General features: G+C 68.0%; 13 protein-coding genes and 1 pseudogene. 9 read left to right on the top strand and 5 right to left on the bottom strand.

All coding sequences use genetic code 11. The features are described from left to right. The first annotated feature begins 208 nt into the window (after positions 1-208). Together J7E91_RS37075 and J7E91_RS21005 are read left to right on the top strand one after the other, a co-directional pair. Positions 209-4105, top strand: a complete 3897-nt coding sequence (locus tag J7E91_RS37075; RefSeq protein ID WP_214907045.1) for a type I polyketide synthase — start codon at positions 209-211, stop codon at positions 4103-4105. A gap of 229 nt (positions 4106-4334) precedes the next feature. Further along, a complete protein-coding gene (locus J7E91_RS21005) occupies positions 4335-5012 on the top strand; it encodes a TetR/AcrR family transcriptional regulator (RefSeq protein ID WP_214907044.1) in 678 nt (225 codons plus the stop codon). Between the two features lie 1330 nt (positions 5013-6342). Here the strand turns inward: J7E91_RS21005 and J7E91_RS21000 are convergent. Next, positions 6343-7164: a helix-turn-helix domain-containing protein gene (locus tag J7E91_RS21000; protein ID WP_214907042.1), complete on the bottom strand. Its 822-nt coding sequence runs from the start codon at positions 7162-7164 to the stop codon at positions 6343-6345. A gap of 114 nt (positions 7165-7278) precedes the next feature. Here J7E91_RS21000 and J7E91_RS20995 point away from each other — a divergent pair, with 114 nt between their 5' ends. The 4 genes from J7E91_RS20995 (at position 7279) to J7E91_RS20985 (ending at position 9359) form a co-directional block, all read left to right on the top strand. Further along, positions 7279-7710: a hypothetical protein gene (locus J7E91_RS20995; RefSeq protein WP_214907040.1), complete on the top strand. Its 432-nt coding sequence runs from the start codon at positions 7279-7281 to the stop codon at positions 7708-7710. A gap of 509 nt (positions 7711-8219) precedes the next feature. Beyond that, complete coding sequence (locus J7E91_RS37070) at positions 8220-8456, top strand: SDR family NAD(P)-dependent oxidoreductase (protein WP_308376848.1); 237 nt, start codon at positions 8220-8222, stop codon at positions 8454-8456. Next, positions 8453-8710: a hypothetical protein gene (locus tag J7E91_RS37065; RefSeq protein WP_308376847.1), complete on the top strand. Its 258-nt coding sequence runs from the start codon at positions 8453-8455 to the stop codon at positions 8708-8710. The genes J7E91_RS37070 and J7E91_RS37065 overlap by 4 nt, the downstream gene beginning before the upstream one ends. Positions 8711-9218: 508 nt before the next feature. After that, the gene (locus J7E91_RS20985; RefSeq protein ID WP_214907037.1) at positions 9219-9359 is read left to right on the top strand and encodes a hypothetical protein; all 141 of its coding nucleotides are present in this window, start codon (positions 9219-9221) and stop codon (positions 9357-9359) included. Between the two features lie 207 nt (positions 9360-9566). On the opposite strand, the gene J7E91_RS20980 is transcribed toward J7E91_RS20985, so the two are convergent. After that, the gene (locus J7E91_RS20980; protein ID WP_214907035.1) at positions 9567-10124 is read right to left on the bottom strand and encodes a restriction endonuclease; all 558 of its coding nucleotides are present in this window, start codon (positions 10122-10124) and stop codon (positions 9567-9569) included. Positions 10125-10515: 391 nt separating this feature from the next. On the opposite strand from J7E91_RS20980, the gene J7E91_RS20975 reads away from it, so the two are divergent. Then, a complete protein-coding gene (locus J7E91_RS20975; protein WP_251016018.1) occupies positions 10516-11217 on the top strand; it encodes a hypothetical protein in 702 nt (233 codons plus the stop codon). 41 nt (positions 11218-11258) lie between these two features. Here J7E91_RS20975 and J7E91_RS20970 read toward each other — a convergent pair whose 3' ends face one another. Continuing rightward, on the bottom strand, positions 11259-12197 hold the full coding sequence (locus tag J7E91_RS20970) for a hypothetical protein (protein ID WP_214907031.1): 939 nt from the start codon (positions 12195-12197) through the stop codon (positions 11259-11261). A 128-nt stretch (positions 12198-12325) separates the two neighbouring features. Between J7E91_RS20970 and J7E91_RS20965 the strand changes: the two are divergent. Both J7E91_RS20965 and J7E91_RS20960 read left to right on the top strand, forming a co-directional pair. Continuing rightward, positions 12326-12853: pseudogene (locus J7E91_RS20965) on the top strand (transposase family protein); the annotation flags it as partial. A gap of 321 nt (positions 12854-13174) precedes the next feature. Further along, positions 13175-14158 (top strand): hypothetical protein, encoded by a 984-nt coding sequence (locus J7E91_RS20960; protein WP_214907023.1) that lies wholly within the window; start codon positions 13175-13177, stop codon positions 14156-14158. A 341-nt stretch (positions 14159-14499) separates the two neighbouring features. On the opposite strand, the gene J7E91_RS20955 is transcribed toward J7E91_RS20960, so the two are convergent. Next, complete coding sequence (locus J7E91_RS20955; RefSeq protein ID WP_214907020.1) at positions 14500-14865, bottom strand: hypothetical protein; 366 nt, start codon at positions 14863-14865, stop codon at positions 14500-14502. A 365-nt stretch (positions 14866-15230) separates the two neighbouring features. Then, positions 15231-15947 carry a DUF4839 domain-containing protein gene (locus J7E91_RS20950; RefSeq protein WP_214907018.1) on the bottom strand — a complete coding sequence of 239 codons (717 nt, stop codon included), beginning with the start codon at positions 15945-15947 and terminating at the stop codon, positions 15231-15233. Positions 15948-16143 lie beyond the last annotated feature (196 nt).

The following is a 16143-nucleotide window of genomic DNA, read 5'->3' as shown; positions in this document are numbered from 1 at the left end:
GAAGGCTACGCCGGGCGTACACGCAAGCGTGGGTGGAATGCGATGCACAAAAGGTCAAGGAACGCCCAAGTCCTGTCCAAGTGGCGCTGATTGAGGGCGCGTCACGTGACGTGACACGTCTTTAACGGCATCTTCACCTAAAGGACTCCAGAACAAGATTGTCCTTGAGTGTACTTTTGGACCACTGGACCGGAAGGAAGGCGCTTGAGTGAACACTGTTGGCCCGATCGCGATCATCGGCATGGGGTGCAGGTTCCCCGAGGCAGCAGGGGTGGGTGAGTACTGGAAACTGCTCGAAGGCAACACCGATGCCGTCGTGGAGGTGCCGCGGGACAGGTTCGACGTCGCCGGCCACTACAACGCGGAGCCCGGCACTCCGGGCAAGCTGATCTCCCATCACGGCGGCTTCCTGGACGGCCTGTACGCCTTCGACACTGCCTTCTTCGGGATATCACCGCGCGAGGCGCGCGCCATGGACCCGCAACAGCGCCTCCTCCTCCAGGTCGTGTGGGAGGCGTTCGAGGACGCCGGCATCCCTCCCTCCTCCCTCCGGGGCAGCGGCGCCGGAGTGTTCGTAGGACAGGCGACCGCCGACTACGGAGACACGACGGGGCGGTTGGCCACGGCGGACGTCCGCGCCATGGCGGGCAGCAGACTGCGCGCCGTCACCGCCGGGCGCGTCTCTCACGCCTTCGACCTGCGGGGCCCCAGCCTCGTGCTGGACACCGCCTGCTCGTCCTCCCTGGTCGCCGTGCACACCGCACGCCAGAGCCTGCTGACCGGGGAGTGCGATCTGGCGATCGCCGCCGGGGTCAACGTGGTCCTCTCCCCCACGGACGCGATCGCCTACTCCCAAGGACGGATGCTCTCGCCGGACGGCCGTTGCAAGTTCGGCGACAGCTCCGCCGACGGCTTCGTACGCAGCGAGGGCGTGGGGGCGGTGCTCCTGAAGCGGCTGCCCGACGCCCTCGCCGACGGCGACCCGGTGCACGCCCTCCTCCTGGGTAGCGCGGTCACCAATGACGGTGACGGCAGCGGGCTGCTGCTGCAGCCCGCGGTGTCGGGGCAGGCCGCGATGCTGCGCGCCGCCTGGCGCAGCGCGGGGGTGAAGCCGTCACAGGTGGACTATGTGGAGGCGCACGGCACGGGTACGACCGTGGGTGACGGTGTGGAACTGCGTGCGCTGGCCGAGGCATTGCGGTCGGAGGGAGGGACCGGGGTGCCGCTGATGGTGGGGTCGGTGAAGACCAACATCGGCCACGCCGAGGCCGCCGCCGGCATCGCCGGCTTCATCAAGACGGTGCTCGTGGCCAAGCACCGCACCGTGCCCGCCTCGCTCCACCTGACGTCACCCCGGCGTCAGCTCTCGGAGCCGGGTTTCCCCGTCACCGTGGTGGACCGCAACACGCCGCTGCGCCCACGGGGCGAGCGCGCCGTGCTGGGAGTGAGCTCCTTCGGCCTATCGGGCACGAACGCCCATGTGGTGATAGGCGAGTACGTCCCCGGGCCGACCTCACGCCCGGGACCCTCCACACCAGCACCGGCACGGGTACCCGAACCGGAACAGTCGCCGAAGTCGGCGGCAGCGCTCGCACCGGCGCCGGTGGCGGACCCGGCACCGGAGCCGGCCGACAGCCGCGGCGCGCACCTGCTCGTGCTCAGCGCCCGCTCCCCCGCGGCTCTGCGCCGCCTGGCCTCCCGGTACACCGCTCACCTGGAACCGGGGGGCGGCGGCCGGGACCACAGCCTGCGCGACATCTGCCGCTCTGCGGCGACGGGCCGGGACGCGCATCCGTTCCGTCTGTGGGCCGTCGGCGGCTCCCACGACGATCTGGCAGGTGTGCTGCGCGTCCTGACGGCCGGTGGGACGACGCCCGACGGCGGGATGCACGAGGCGGGCTTCGACGGCCCGCGGGAAGTGGCCTTCGTCTTCCCCGGTCAGGGCTCGCAGTGGCGCGGCATGGGCCGGGAGCTCCTGGCGACGTCCGACGCCTTCCGCACGGCGATGCTGGAGTGCGATGCGGCGGTGCGCGAGGAGCTCGGCTGGTCGGTCGTGGACCTGCTGCTGGAGGACCGCGGGGAGATGCCCGACGCCGTGGACGTGGTGCAGCCGGTGCTCTGGGCCATGGAGGTCGCGCTCGCCGCGCACTGGCGCGGCATGGGGGTGGAACCGGACCTGTGCGTCGGCCACAGCATGGGGGAGGTCGCGGCCGCGTGCGTGGCCGGCGCTCTGTCCGTGCGCGACGCGGCCCGGGTGATCTGCCGCCGCAGTGGGTTGATGCAGCGGCTGGCGGGACGGGGGGCCATGCTGGCCACGGAGCTCTCCGCCGCCGAGGCCCGCGAGCTCCTCTCGGCGTACGGCGAAGACGTCTGCGTAGCGGTGGAGAACTCCCCGTGCGCCACCGTGCTGGCCGGTGAGGTCACGGTGCTCGACGAGATCGCCGGCGAACTGGAGCGGCGTGGTGTCCTCTGCCGCACGGTCAAGGTCAACGTCGCCTCCCACTCCCCCGTGATGGACGGGATACGCCAGGACCTGCTGGCGCGGCTGGCGGACGTGCGCCCGGCTGTGCCGCACAAGGAAATGTTCTCCACCGTCCGGTGCGCTCCCGTGCGGGGCGCGGACCTCGACGCGGACTACTGGGTCGACAACCTCCGTCAGCCGGTGCGCTTCGCCGAGTCCGTGCGGCGGATCACCGAGGCGCGGGACGTGGTCTTCGTGGAGGTCAGTCCGCATCCGCTGCTCGCCCAGGCGGTGTCGGACGTCCAGGCCGCGGCGGGTGTGTCCCCGAAGGCGGCGACCACGCTGACACGGCACCACGGCGAGCGGGTGGCGACCGCGCGCAGTGTCGGCCGGGTGTTCTCGCTGGGAGCCGGGGTCGACTGGAAGCGCTGGTACGGCGTCGGCGACGTCTCCCGGGTACCCCTGCCGCTGTATCCGTGGGCCACGGAGGAGTTCCGCGCCGAACCCGACCACAGCCACGGCGCCGCCCCCGAGCCGGTGATGGCTCGGCCACGGCTCTATGAACGCCGCGTCCGCCTGTCCCGTCTGGATATCGAGGGACTGGACACGGGCGTGTCGGTGCGCGGCCTGTCCCCCGTGCCTCCGGCGGTGTACCTCCAGGCGGTCGCCGAGGCGGTGCGGGACCTCGTGGGCGGAGGGGCGATCACGCTGCGGGATGTCCGCATGGGCGACGCGCTGCCGTTGTTGGCCGACGCGCGGGAAACGAGCGTGAGGATCCGCGTGGACCCGGCGGACGTGGAGGCGGAGTTCACCTTCACCGTCGAGGCGGTCTCCAGCCGGTCGGGCGGAGCCGTCCCATGCGTGGCGGGCACGGCGCTGGCCGGGGCGGTACCGGTGGAGAGCTCGTCGATCGCCCGGTGGGACGGTGACGTCCGGCCGGCCGACGGCGCCCGGCTGGACGACGCGCTGGTCCGGTGCGGCGAGTATGTGCCGGTCGGTAAGTTCTACCGCGGGGCCGAGGCCCGGGGGTACACCGTCGCGCCCGCACTGCGTGTGATCCAGCAGTTGTGGCGGCGGGACGGCGAGGCGGTGGCACGCGTGCGGGCGCCCTCGTCCTCCGCGAGCGGCGCTCTGGAGGCCGGTCTCTTTGCGATGATCGGGGCATGGCCGCACTCCACCGCCGCGGACGACGCCACGTGCGCGTATGTGCCCGTCTCCTTCGAGAGCGTCCTCCTGGCCGATGCGCCCGGCGAGGAGTACTGGAGCATGGCCCGCTTCACCCCGGGTCCCGGCCGGGACCGCGCACGCTGCGACATCGTCCTCACCTCGCCGGACGGGCGCGTCCTCGCAGACTTCCGGGGCATGAAGCTGCTTCGGTCGCCGGGGCGCGAGCAAGAGCCGGCGGGCGTCGAGTCCGATGTCGCCCAGTCGCCCGCGAGCAGACTCTTCATCCACACCGCGAGGGTGCTCGGAACGACCGTTGACCGGGTGGACCCGCGGCGTCCGCTGCGGGACCTGGGCCTCGACTCGCTCATGGCGATCCAGCTGCGACACACACTGCGCCAGGACCTTGGCGTGGAGATCCCAGCCAGTCGTCTGCTCGGCGACGAGAGCGCGGGCAGCATCGCCGCCGACATCTGCTGATCCCCGGTCTCGAAGCGGCCGCACCGCCCATAGCGCGTTGCGGCCGCTTCGCCTGCGCGTCCATGCATCTGCATGCCTGCGCCACGCAATCTGGCACCGCAATCCATTAATGAACTATGGTACAGGAATGTGTCGCCGTGGGCTGGAACCGGCGCGACGGCTGAGCACGCTCGCCTGTTCCGGACAGTTCGCGGGACGTCTCGACGGGGCCGAGAGAAAGAGAGAGCCGATGACGGTTGAGGATTCTCAGGAAGTGCGTCCGCCCACCAGGCGTGAACGAAGCAGGCAGCGCGTCCACGACCGCCTGTACTCGTCGGCTCTGGAGCTCTTCGCGGAGCAAGGATACGAGCGCACCACGATCGACCAGATCACGGAGCGGGCCGATGTCGCCCGTGGGACGTTCTTCAACCATTTCCATCGCAAGGAAGACCTCGTCATCACGTGGGCTGAGCAGCGCCGGGACAAGCTGCAGGTGTTCATGGAGGACTCGCTCACGCGCGAGGGCGACGATGCCACCCTCCAGCTGGAACGGTGCATGGCCGCCCTGGCCGATTTCAACGAGGCGGAGCACGACCTCACACGCGTCATGCTCACCGCCTGGGTCAAGTCCGGCCAGCCACTGCTCGAGGAGCCGGATTACGCGGGCCACGTCTTCACCAAGGTCATCTCAATGGGCCAGACGCGCGGCGACATCGCCCTCGACATCGACCCGGTGATGGCGGGCAACATGCTGCGGGACGCCTATCTGGGTCTTCTCTACCGATGGACCCAGGCCACCGACGAAAGGGCGCCGCTGCACGTCGAACTGCGGGCCCTGCTGAGGATCTCCCTCACCGGCATCCTCTCTTACAGCCAACGCGGCTGGACACCCCAGCGAACCCCTGACGGGTTGCCCTCCAACGGTTGACGGGGGCAGGCGCAGGGTCCCACGGCGCGCGCCTGCAGCAGCGCCCCCGCCGAACACCACCGGCGCGGGCGCGGACTTGCGTGTCAGGGCATCCCTCCGAAGAGCCCTCACCGTAACCCCCGCGCCCAACGGCTCCACGAACGGCGTCCGGCCAGCGAGACGGCCATGACCTCCGCCGAGCAGCCCGCCGGTCACACGGGTTGGAGGAACGACGGCCGCAGCGGCGCTGCCGGACGTGCGCGAGACCCCGGCGGGGGCGGGGCAAGCGTCCGGCACCGCCCAACTGCTGCCAGTTCGCGCCGGTCGCGCTGGCCGCAAAATGACCGGTCAGACGCCCTTTGCGATCGGCTCGAGAATCGCGACGCACTCCACGTGCGACGTCATCGGAAAGATGTGTCAATGACGGGCGGGGAACGAATCACCAGGTCAGCGAAAGTATTCGGGCAGCTCGAGGGAGCGCTGCGAGCGCCTGTGCGTCAAACGAGCGTCACAAGCGTCAGCCCACGTCACAAACCTGCGTACGGGGACCGCGCGGCGGTCACCGTCCGGAGCTGGAACCGCGTTCCCGTACTCCCTGGAAACGCCCTCGACGCTGCGGTCCCGCAGGTGGGACTGGGCTGCCGGACTCACCGGACCACTTCGGCAGGGACTTTTCAGGTGCTTGCCGACCAGCACCGCAGCGCCACGTGCGCCGTGACGTAGCAGCGCTCGTCCCTGGTATGGCGGAAGGCCGCGGGACGCCGACACTCCTCCGGTCCGGGACATGAGGGCCAGGGCAGCAGCGCCCTCCCGCCGGCTCCGCGCATCCACGAGCCACAGCACCAAACCGCCGGGCGCGCCGGAGGCCGCGGGCTCCCGGGCCACGCCCCGAAGTCGGTGCCCGTCGCTTGGGCTGCGGTGATGCTCACGTCAGTCATGCATCGAGTCCCGCCTTGGCGCTCACGGCCAGGACGAGGCAAGATGCAAGGCCGTTGAATACGGCTTGCGGTCTTTCACCACCCGCGCGGCGCGGGCCAGGGAACAGCGTCCATCGACCCAGCGGCGCCATGTCCCTCGGTGAACTCTGCGGGGTAGTGGACCTGCTGGCCGAGCTGTTCCCGTACGAGCATGGCGATTGGGACCCGAGCCTGAACACAGCCCCACCGCCTTGGTTATCATCACGCCGCGTCGCATGACCGTCTTGATTCAACTCGGTGTCCCTGCCACAGGTTCCAAGCCCCAGTGCGTCCACGGCGTACCGTGAGGCGTCCCCAATCCCACGGCGCAGTATTTCCGGTAGTAGGGAGGGCACTGTGCCAACCTCGTTGAGCGGCGGGGTCGGCAGGAGATCCTAGGCGTCCGGATTCGTGCCGCCCGCCGTGGCCAGGTCGCGCAGAAGCGCATCCGTCGCCTCGTCCATCGGGAAGAACGTCTCCACCGCGAGCTCGGAGAGTGTCACGTCCGCGGGGGCGCCGAAGGTCGCGATCACGCTGAAGAGGGACATGTCCCCGTACGGCGTGCGGACCCTCAGCGGGACCACGAAGCCCATCGGGTCCACCGGGCCGGGCGCGAGGTCGAGGCCCGGCGGAGCCGGATAGGCGGAGACCTCGTCGTACAGCTCGCGCAGATCGCGGTGGCCGGTGGCGTTGACCTGGTGCAGGAGGCGGCCGAGGGCGTGGGCGCGGACCTCGGCGAAGTTCAGGCACCGGGACGCCAGGCCGTCGGGGTGCAGGATCAGCCGCATGACGTTCGCGCCCGAGTCCGTCAGGTGCGGCGGAACCATGTTGAGCAGCACGGACATGGCCCGATTGCAGTCGACGACGTCCCAGATCCGGTCGATCGCGGCGGCCGGGTAGGGGTCGTGGCCTGCCAGCATGGTCTTCAGCGCCGTACGCACCATGGCCATCCGGTCGCTGCCCAGGGGGCTCTCCCGGTAGGCGGGGGCGTAGCCGGCGGCCAGCAGCAGGCCGTTGCGGTCGCGCAGGGGCACGTCGAGGTGTTCGGCGAGCCGGAGCACCATCTCCCGGCTGGGCCGGGCGCGGCCGGTCTCCACACAGGACAGATGCCGGGTCGAGGTCTCCGCCTTCAGGGCGAGATCCAGCTGGCTGAGCTTCTTGCGCTGCCGCCAGTCCCGCAGTAACACCCCGACGCGGGGCAGGTCTTCCGTCTCCATGCTTCCACCGTATCCGCCGTCGTGAGCAGTGCCATGACCTCAGAGGTCATGGAGTCCGCGACCTGGTGCGTGTCACGGTGGGATCACCCCCCGACGGCGAGAAGGAGTCCTGAGATGACGCATACCCTGGCCACGACCGACACGGCGGCACCCTCGCGCGACACGGCCCGACTGCTGCGCCTGGTGCTGCGCGTCGACAGTGTCAGTACCGCCGTGATGGGGGTCGTGCTGATCGCGGCCGCCGGGCCGCTCGGTTCCGCCACCGGGATGCCGGTGCCGTTCTCCGTCGGGTTCGGGATCTATCAGCTCGGCGGGGCGGCGGCACTCGCCCTCGTCTCGGGGTATCCGGTGATCCCGCCCGGGCTCGTGTGGGCGGTGATCGCGGTGAACGCGCTGTCCGCCGTCGCCAGTATCGTGCTGGCCTTCGGCGGCATGGTGCCGCTCACCGGCTTCGGCACCGTCTTCATGCTGATCGGCGCGCTGATCGTGACCGTCTACGCGGCGCTGGAGTACGCCGGTCTGCGGCGCATGACCACGGTGGGCTAAGCCCGCCCCGTGTGAAGTCGCTTCCACGAAGTCGCCTCCGCGCGGGGCGGGTTCCTCCGGCGCCGGCTCTGCGTGACGTCAGTCGCGCGGGGCGCGGGCGCGCATGTAGACGATCGGCCTACCGTCAGGAGCAGCCGCTTAACGCGCCGGTCACTGGTCACGCCGCGGTAACCGAGAGTACGACCGTAGCGACCGCGCACACCCCGTAGACAGTCCGGGCCCGTCGGTCGTCCAACGGGAAGGTGGTCGGAGAGCAGTCGACCGCTGCCGCTGGAACCACGCCTGGTAGGGCAGGCCGCCGACCAGCACCTGCCCGCCTCGCCACCACTCACCTGACCCCAGTCGGCCGCTTCCACGACACTGGCGGGCGGTCGATGGCGCTCACCGTGCCCCTCAACTGCTCAAGCTCCCGCGCCATGAGTGGACTACCCGCGCCTGGGCCGGTGCGGACGGACTAAGCACCGCCCCTGAGGTCGGGTAGCACGGTGCACAGCCCAAGACCGACGAAGTTGCGAACCCTCAGGCAGGAGTTCTGCGTCGCCTACGCCGCCTCCAAGTTCGGCCTGGAGGGCTGGATGGAATCGCCGCGCTACGAAGTGGAGCCCTATGGCATCCACACCACGGTCCTGGAACCTGGCTTCTTCCGCACCGAGCTGCTCGTGGACGCCTCTACCACCTGGCCCGAGCCGACCATCGACGACTACGCGAGCGCACCATCGCGACCATCGAAGCCTGGAAGAGCATGAACGGCCAGCAGCCCGGCGACCCCGCCAAGCTCGCCCGCGCCCTGCTCACCATCACTGACCAGGACGAGCCGCTGCTGCGCTTCGTCGCCGGCGCCAACGCCATTGAGGGAGTGCGGGCCAAGGCCCAGGAACTGCTGACCCAGGCGGAGGCTTCTCGCGAACTGGGCAGCGCGCTGGATACCGATACGGGCCCCGCCGCGACGGCGCCGCCGGTCGCGTCCGCTGCGGCGGGGCCCGGCACAACAGCTGCCTGACCGACCATCAGGTTCAGCGTCAAATGAGCGTCGAGACGACGCGACCGATACCAGCCGACATATGCGCCATCCTGCCCTGTCCCACCGCACCCGATCGATAGATCAGCAGGTCACCGGCCCCGGCGCGGAGAAACACCCCCTCAGCACGCACTTCCACTCGACGGCTACCTGGAATCAGGTGAAGACACTTCACCATCAGACGAAAACCCAGGTCAGACACTCTTTGCCGCAGGCTCCAGAATCGCCACACACTCCACGTGCGAGGTCATCGGAAAGATGTCGGCCTGGGAGAGTCTCGGAAAAGCCCAGTTCAGAGCCCCTTTTATGGCTCGCGGTACCGCGAGCTGGCGCCCAGAGCGTCAAACGAGCGTCATGACCAACAGTCCATTCCTCCTCCTCGGGACGGAACAGGTTGCCACGGTTAGGCCCCCCCTGCACGAGCCCTCGGAATATTGATCGCCAGGGCATTGGTGGACTACCACCTCGCGAGGGCAAGGACACCGGCATCATGACCCCCTACGGGATCCAAGCGAAGGCGACGTTGGAAGCCTTGCGGAACGCGGAGAGCGACGGCCGCCCGCTCGCGAAGATGGACACGGCTCACCGCATCCAGGGGTCCCGCAAAACCGGCGCGGTCGGGGACCGGTAGGTCTTGCCCTGGCGACAGCGGGCACCTCCTGCCGCCGGGTCAACCAATACGGGGGCGCTAGGAAATCCGCGAGTCCGCGGTGCACCCGCCAACCAACTGCTGTATGGGGGGGCGATACGCAGCTGCGATCCGCAAGGGTTCGCGGATACGTAGTGGGCGAGCGTCAAGCAGGCGGGTTGGATCAGGGCCGATGAAGCGCGGCGCAGCCTAGTGGCGGTACAGATTGGCTACTCCGCTGCGCAGCCATACATCGTATTCCTGAGTCCGGTGGACTCCGACGATCCGATCCAGATGCTCCTCGAACGCCAGCTCGACCGGGCCCAGCCCCGTACAGGAAAGCATCAGGGCTCCGTCTGCGCGCGGAGCAAGGTGCACGCACCCGATCCCGGGATTCCGCGCATTGCTTGCCCGGGACAGAGCAGCTTCGGAGAAACCACCCGCGGCGTAGAGCACTCCGCGGTCACAGCCGACGTCGAGCAGTTTGCCAACGAACTCGTCAATGGTCCCGATGCTTACCGGCCGCTTGTATCGCTTGGCTTCGATAGCAATCGTGATGTCCTGGCCGACAACCTGCCCGCGCACCAAGGCGTCGAGTTGTCGCGTGGCCCCGCTGACCAAGCCGGTCAAGTGGGCGTCTGGTTCAACAGTGGCGCCTGAATCGAGGCTCTCGACGAGTTCGGCGACTTCTTGCTCGAAGTGCTGCCACAGCTCCTGTTTCTTCCCTCGAACCTGACCGCTCTGGCTCCCCGCTCCCTGTCGAATCACCGCCGCATGTTAGCCCGATCTTCGACACTCTTCTGAGGAGTTGCCCCAACTGCAACGGACAGCCCGCCCACGCCGACGGGCGACTCACGGCACCGGGACCGGCTTGCGCATCGCCCAGCCGCCACTCGCCTAGCACGACAAGACGTTCGACGGCCTCACATGCCTGCCACAATCGCGATCAAGCCAGGATCCGCAGCCTCGGCGAACGCGCCGTGGCATCCTCAAGTCTCGGCGGCTCCTGAAGAAACTCTGCTGCCCCGGATCACAGCGCTGTCCGTGCCGTCGTCGCCCTCGAACTCGCCACCTGATCAAGATGGGAAGGGCTCCCTGCGCCGATGGCTGGTCGGCACGGTGACGGTCCGCTCGCAGGATGCTCGTAGGCTTGCATGCCATGACGACGCGTATAGCGGGGGATCAGGTGCTCAATCCGTGGACCCGCACGACCAGGAACGCACCGTACGCGGTCCCCGAAGACCTGCCGCACTTGCAAGCCCTCGCCGACACCCAAGTCCACCCCACGCACGCGCCGTACCGGCTCAACCTGACACTCCCGCCGGAACCGTTCATCGGCCTCCACGACGCACCCCTGGTCATGCTGCTGGCCAACCCAGGTGTGAGCGACGCAGACCCGGCCGCCTACGCCTGGCCCGGCGTGACCGAGCGAACGCTGCAACATATCGCGAACGCCGGCGGGACCCCCAACCACTTCCTGACGCTCCCCGACAAGGACCATCCAGGACTCCGGTGGTGGTCCCGGACCCTGAACGGCCTGACGAAGCAGGGGCACAGTCACGACGAACTCGCCCGGCAGATCCTTGCCGTGCAGTTCCACGGCTACCATTCGCAATCGTGGCGGCCGATCCCGTACACACTGCCCTCCCAGTCCTTCGCCTTCTACCTGGTGCGCCGCGCCATGTCCCGTGACGCGGTGATCGTCCTCGGGCGCATCGCGGCCACCTGGAAAATCGCCGTGCCGGAGCTGGCGTCGTATCCGAATGTGGTGACGCCGAAACAAAACCGGAGCGTGCAGATCAGCCGGGGCAACTTCAGCCCTGAGAACTTCGAGCGGATCGAGCGAGCCCTCAAGAGCTGAGCACGCACGGCGATGCGGTGCGCGCCCAGCGGGAAGGGCGGTCAGAGGTTTGCACGCGCTTCGGCCAGCTTCACGTCCGCCGCTCGCATCTCCCCGCATGCCTGCGGGTGCCTCTGATCCATCTCCTCAAGCCGTACCGGCGACTTGGACAGAGCCGTGGTCGCCTTCAGGTCCAGTTCGGCGTCGAACTCGTACGGCTTTTGCGAACCGATCGGCGCCGGTCGCGGCGACGACTTCACATGCGCCATCGCCGCGATCTTTCCTTCGACCCCGCCGAAGTAGATCCACAGCCGGTCGCCGTCCCTCATCCGCTTCAGCGGCTTCCCGAGCCACCACTCGGTCGGACCGGAGTCTTCGCGCGCCAGCCTCGCGACCCGCGCTGGGGTGGAGGGGCCGTTCTCGATCGTGTCGCGCTCCGGGTCCAGGCAGTACAGCCAGTCGCGAGGGCTGACGACCTGGTAGACGGCGCGTCCGCCTCGGTTCGGAATCTTTTCCAGCACCTCCTGCTTGGTCAGCGCCCGCAGCAGTGCGCGGGCGCGCTTGTCGTCGGTCTCCCAGCCGTAGCTGTTCATGGTGGCGACGACGCGGGCCGGGTCCCACTCTCCGTCCTCGCTGGTCACCCGGCTCTCTAGCACATCCACCTGGGTCAGCCGTGTCTGATTGCGTGGTCGGCCGTGCCGTTCCAGCAGGTCGTACAGCTTTGCCGCGCCCATGCTCGCGGCGATGCCGAGGGCGTTCCGGTCCACGGTGCCGCTTTCGTCGACCGCCACGATGGCCCTCTCCCGCCAATCCTCCAGGCCCTCCAGCAGTCTGGTCACGGCTTCGATGTCCCGCCACAGGTCATGAGGCGCGGCCTGCTCCGACAGCAGCACCTTGTCTTGCAGTGCGGCGCGCACCACTCGGGCGAGCTGGTCGGAGGAGATCACGACGCTCTCCTGGCTTCCGTCGTCACCGAAATTAAAGTCAACCCGCGTCGCCACTGCGACTCCTATTCTCTGGATTGGAGAGGAGGTTATATCCTGCTTCTGTCGGCGCGCCACCACTGCGATACGACTGGGCAGTTGGGCATCCCGAAGCAACCGGTCAGGTCGCGGGCGCGGTCCGGCGTGAGGCCATCGAGGTCCTGGCCGCCCGCGCCCCGACCCTGGCCGAGGCCGTGAAGACCACCACTCCCAAGGCGTGCGTCATCCTGGACGGCACACTGCTGCCCATCGACAAGATCACCGTCGAAACCTCGTACTACTCGGGCAAACACAAACGGCACGGCATGAACGTTCAGGTCCTCACATTCGGCCGACTGCTGTGGGCTTCCCCGGCCCTGCCCGGCTCCACCCAAGACCTGACCGCTGCCCGCTAACGCGGGATCGTCGACGCACTCGCCGCCGCGGGACTGAAGTGCTGGGCGGACAAGGCGTACCAAGACGCCGGACGGCACATCCGAGTCCCCTTCCGGGGCCGTCGGCTCAAGCGCTGGAAGCGACGGCGCAACAACAGCCACGCCAAGATCGGGGGCGTCGGCGAGCAGGCCATGGCCGTCTTGAAGGGCTGGCGCCTCCTGCGGAAGCTCCGCTGCGGCACCAACCGGGGCACCGACTTCGTGAAGGCCGTCCTCGTCCTTCACTACGCCTCAACGTGAGGGTGGAAAAGGCTCCCTACGCTTTCCTGCGGGATGGACGGACCTATGAAGTCACGCCACCCACCGCACGCGCGGCTTGACAGACCACATTAGGAATCACTGGCATTCCCGGCCACTTCTATGGCAGGCTTCCGCGTGCCAGCAACGGGGTCTCGCTCGTGGCCAGATCACCAGCTGCGCTTTTGCCAAGGAGTCTGCGGACGCACCCGGACCACCGGCTTGTCTCTCACCTCATCTTTCACGTAGTAGGCACGAGCCTGCGGCGGTGTTCCCTGCCGTGCCCGCACTCGATGCCCGCGCGCACCACTCGGAGGCTCAGCCATGCCGGCACGTTCCGTACCGTCGCATCTCTTCTTCCTGACCCAGCCCAAGGGCAACGGCGCCATCCTGTTCAGCATGCTCGGGACACCCCGCGGACCGGAGCTCTCGAAGATCGGGACGTTCGAGGATCGCGACGAATCCCAGCTGCTCACCCTCACACTCAATGCGGCTCTCCAGGGAGGAGCAGGCGCCCTCGCGAAGGTTCACCGGTGTTCGGCTTCCCTGCCTGGCCCCCTCAGGAGGGCAATCACTGACATCGCGGAGGAGATCGAGGACGCAAATGGTGACGCCCCACGGGCCCAGGCTGCGCGCAGAACCGCGCGGGCCGTTATGGAGAGTCTGGGACAGCGCAACGCCGCCGCATTCTCGCTTTTCAGCGCTACCGACTGCGGGAGCTGCCCGAACTGCGACTGCACTGTGGACGAGGACTGCGCAAGCTGCGCTGTCTGCGACTCGTCCCCCCGGGGGCGCGGTTGCGAGGACTGCAGCGGCGTTGGTGTAACGCCCAGGACCGCATTCGTTCTCCATCGGCAGCTGAGGGACCTTGCGGACAAGACGTACCTCGCCGCTTATGACCCCGACTTCTGGGAAGACAGCGTTCCGGTCAGCGCGGAGGCCCAGTCGAACTGGTTCCTACTTCACTGCGCTCGCGCGTACGACGACCTCTCGGCCGATCTACTCGCCGGTGGCATCCCGGTACCCCACTGCCTGGCCGAGAGCGTGCTATTCGGCCATGCCGTGAACAGCATCGGCGGGTTCAATATCGAATCCGTCTGCGCGGACGAGGTCTACCAAACTCTTCCGGCCTCTCGGTTCGACCATGACTGGGAGTTCCTCGCTAATGAGAGCGGGCTGCTCGACGTCAGCGACAGGGCGCACGACTTCCTGGAGGCAGACGTGTCCGAAGAGGACCTGTGGGACGAGTGGTTCAAGCCTTACACCGACGTCGAGCCCCGAAGCACGACCCACGGATTCCGCTGCTGACATTCGCCCCGACCCAGGCTATGGCCGTGGACGGGCGTCCAGTCCACTCGACTGAACGCCCGTCCACGGGGCCCGGCTCGACTGCTCCGGGGAGCCCTTGTCCGCCGGGAACGGGCGGGTCGTGCGCGACTTTCAGCCGCAGAACGAATCGAACAGGATGAGCCCATGCACGGATCACGGCACTCTCCCCAGCCACAGGAGAGTTCCGCCTGGCCTCGATGGTGCCACCGCAGGATCTTCGCTAACTGGTGGAAGGGGGCAAACCGGAGACAAGGTCCACGAACTCGGCGAGCAGATCAGCCTGCTGCAACCGCACCTACAACGGCCAGCCCGCTGGCTGGCTACGTGGCCTTCGACTTATGCCGCCAAACGGCATGCTCCAGCCGGCCTTTGTCGTGCCCGAGAAGCGCGGCGGCTTCCTCATACACGGCGCGTAACTGGTCGTATGGGAGGTCCGGAACACCAGCATCCCCGGCGAAGGCACGCAGGTGTACGTCGACGGCGACGTGCGAACGGCCGACGAGATTGCCTATGTAGTCGATGCTCTTCGGCCCCACTCCCTTCACCGTGCGCAGAGCGGCGCGATTGGCCTGATGATCGAGCCAGGCGTGGAGGTCCTCGCGGGTATCGACCCCGTCGGCAGCGAGGAGGTCGGTGATGGCGTGAGCCGTCGCGACCTTCTGTGCGTGGTTGAACTTCATGGCCACGGCGAGGTCTTCCGTGACGAGCCGGCGCTGGAATCCGCGGACTGTTCTTGCATCAGCCCAGCTCAGTTGCAAATGGAGGAGCCGCGGTCGGAGAGTCCTCTCGTAGTTGCACCGTGGCTGGAAGCTGACGTCGCAGATGACAGCACCCATGTGGGTCCATCCGCCGGGTTGGAGAAACGGTCCGCTGCCAAGGGAATGTCGAACGTGGTCGGCGAGCCGTTGGGTAGGGCTGGATGCGAGCATGGGTCAAGGATGGCGCTGCCGTCTGGCAAGCTGGTGGGAAAGTGCGAAACTCTCGAATGGATGGAGCAGGGGGCCGTTCCCTTGGGCAGCTCCCTCCATGATGGGAAGGCTGGCCATCTCGGCTACCGGGTCTCCGTCGAGACCGGGGCGAGGCGGAATAGGCACTGGGCCGTGTTGAACTCGATCACCTCGGCGATGAAGCGGAACTTGTCGCCAACTGCAATGGTGGCAGGGACCTCCTTGCCGGTCAGGTGGAGGTTGCCGGTGTTGACGTCCTCGTACTTGAAGTTCGGGCCGTCCGTCGTCTGCGGCCCCTTGTCGCCCGGGCCGAGAAGGAAGTCGTAGCGGGTCTGGTCATCCGCGTGGGCCGCCGTGTGCCTGATTGACCCGTCGAAGGCGACCGTCTGCCCCTCGTGCTTGGTTGCGAAGTTCACGTTCGCTTCGCCACACGGATCCGCCTTCAACAACGTGGCGAACTCGGGACTGTTCTGCGCCGTGATCACCTCAGCGGTGGTCGGCTCGTTTGCGGGCGGCGTAGCGGAAGGCTTCTCACTGGCGGCCGGCGAACTGGCTGACGCGCCCTTCTCCTCGTCGCCGTCGCCGAGCGCAACGCCCATGCCGATGATGGCGGCCAAGACCACGAGGGCGGCAGCCCCTGCCCCGATCAGACGCCAAGGCAGTGGCCTCTTCGGCCGACGGAAGTTGAGGGTGGTGCGAAGTCTGCCTGGGAGCTGTTCCACGAGCTCCCATCCGTCCTTCTGCATCTTCGAGATCACCAGTCCGTCGGTGCCTCGAACCGTCTGCACGACCTTGTACTCGTACTTGATCTCATCTGCCATGCGGCTCTCCGCCCCCTGAAGCGAACCGGTCATATCAACTGGGCGCGAGCATAGATGACTCCACGAATGACGAACGTCCCCTCGGCCCCTGCTCTTCTGCTCGACCGGGCCGTTCGTGCCGCGCCTGAGGGCGGCGTCTCGGTAGCGGGTGCAGGGCATCAAGACAATGTCGAACATCCAATTCCGGGCGAATCTG

The organism is Streptomyces sp. ISL-99 (assembly GCF_018614005.1).
Classification (GTDB): Bacteria; Actinomycetota; Actinomycetes; order Streptomycetales; family Streptomycetaceae; genus Streptomyces; species Streptomyces flavidovirens.
The sequence above is the reverse complement of the archived record's forward strand: the minus strand, read 5'-3'. Positions and strand labels throughout refer to the sequence as shown.

What these genes read in the sequence shown, in the direction of transcription:
- J7E91_RS20995 (WP_214907040.1), top strand. Translation starts at nt 7,279, where the DNA reads ATGACGCATACCCTGGCCACGACCGACACGGCGGCACCCTCGCGCGAC.
- J7E91_RS21005 (WP_214907044.1), top strand. Translation starts at nt 4,335, where the DNA reads ATGACGGTTGAGGATTCTCAGGAAGTGCGTCCGCCCACCAGGCGTGAA.
- J7E91_RS21000 (WP_214907042.1), bottom strand. Translation starts at nt 7,164, where the DNA reads ATGGAGACGGAAGACCTGCCCCGCGTCGGGGTGTTACTGCGGGACTGG.
- J7E91_RS37065 (WP_308376847.1), top strand. Translation starts at nt 8,453, where the DNA reads ATGAACGGCCAGCAGCCCGGCGACCCCGCCAAGCTCGCCCGCGCCCTG.
- J7E91_RS20960 (WP_214907023.1), top strand. Translation starts at nt 13,175, where the DNA reads ATGCCGGCACGTTCCGTACCGTCGCATCTCTTCTTCCTGACCCAGCCC.
- J7E91_RS20985 (WP_214907037.1), top strand. Translation starts at nt 9,219, where the DNA reads ATGACCCCCTACGGGATCCAAGCGAAGGCGACGTTGGAAGCCTTGCGG.
- J7E91_RS20950 (WP_214907018.1), bottom strand. Translation starts at nt 15,947, where the DNA reads ATGGCAGATGAGATCAAGTACGAGTACAAGGTCGTGCAGACGGTTCGA.
- J7E91_RS20975 (WP_251016018.1), top strand. Translation starts at nt 10,516, where the DNA reads ATGACGACGCGTATAGCGGGGGATCAGGTGCTCAATCCGTGGACCCGC.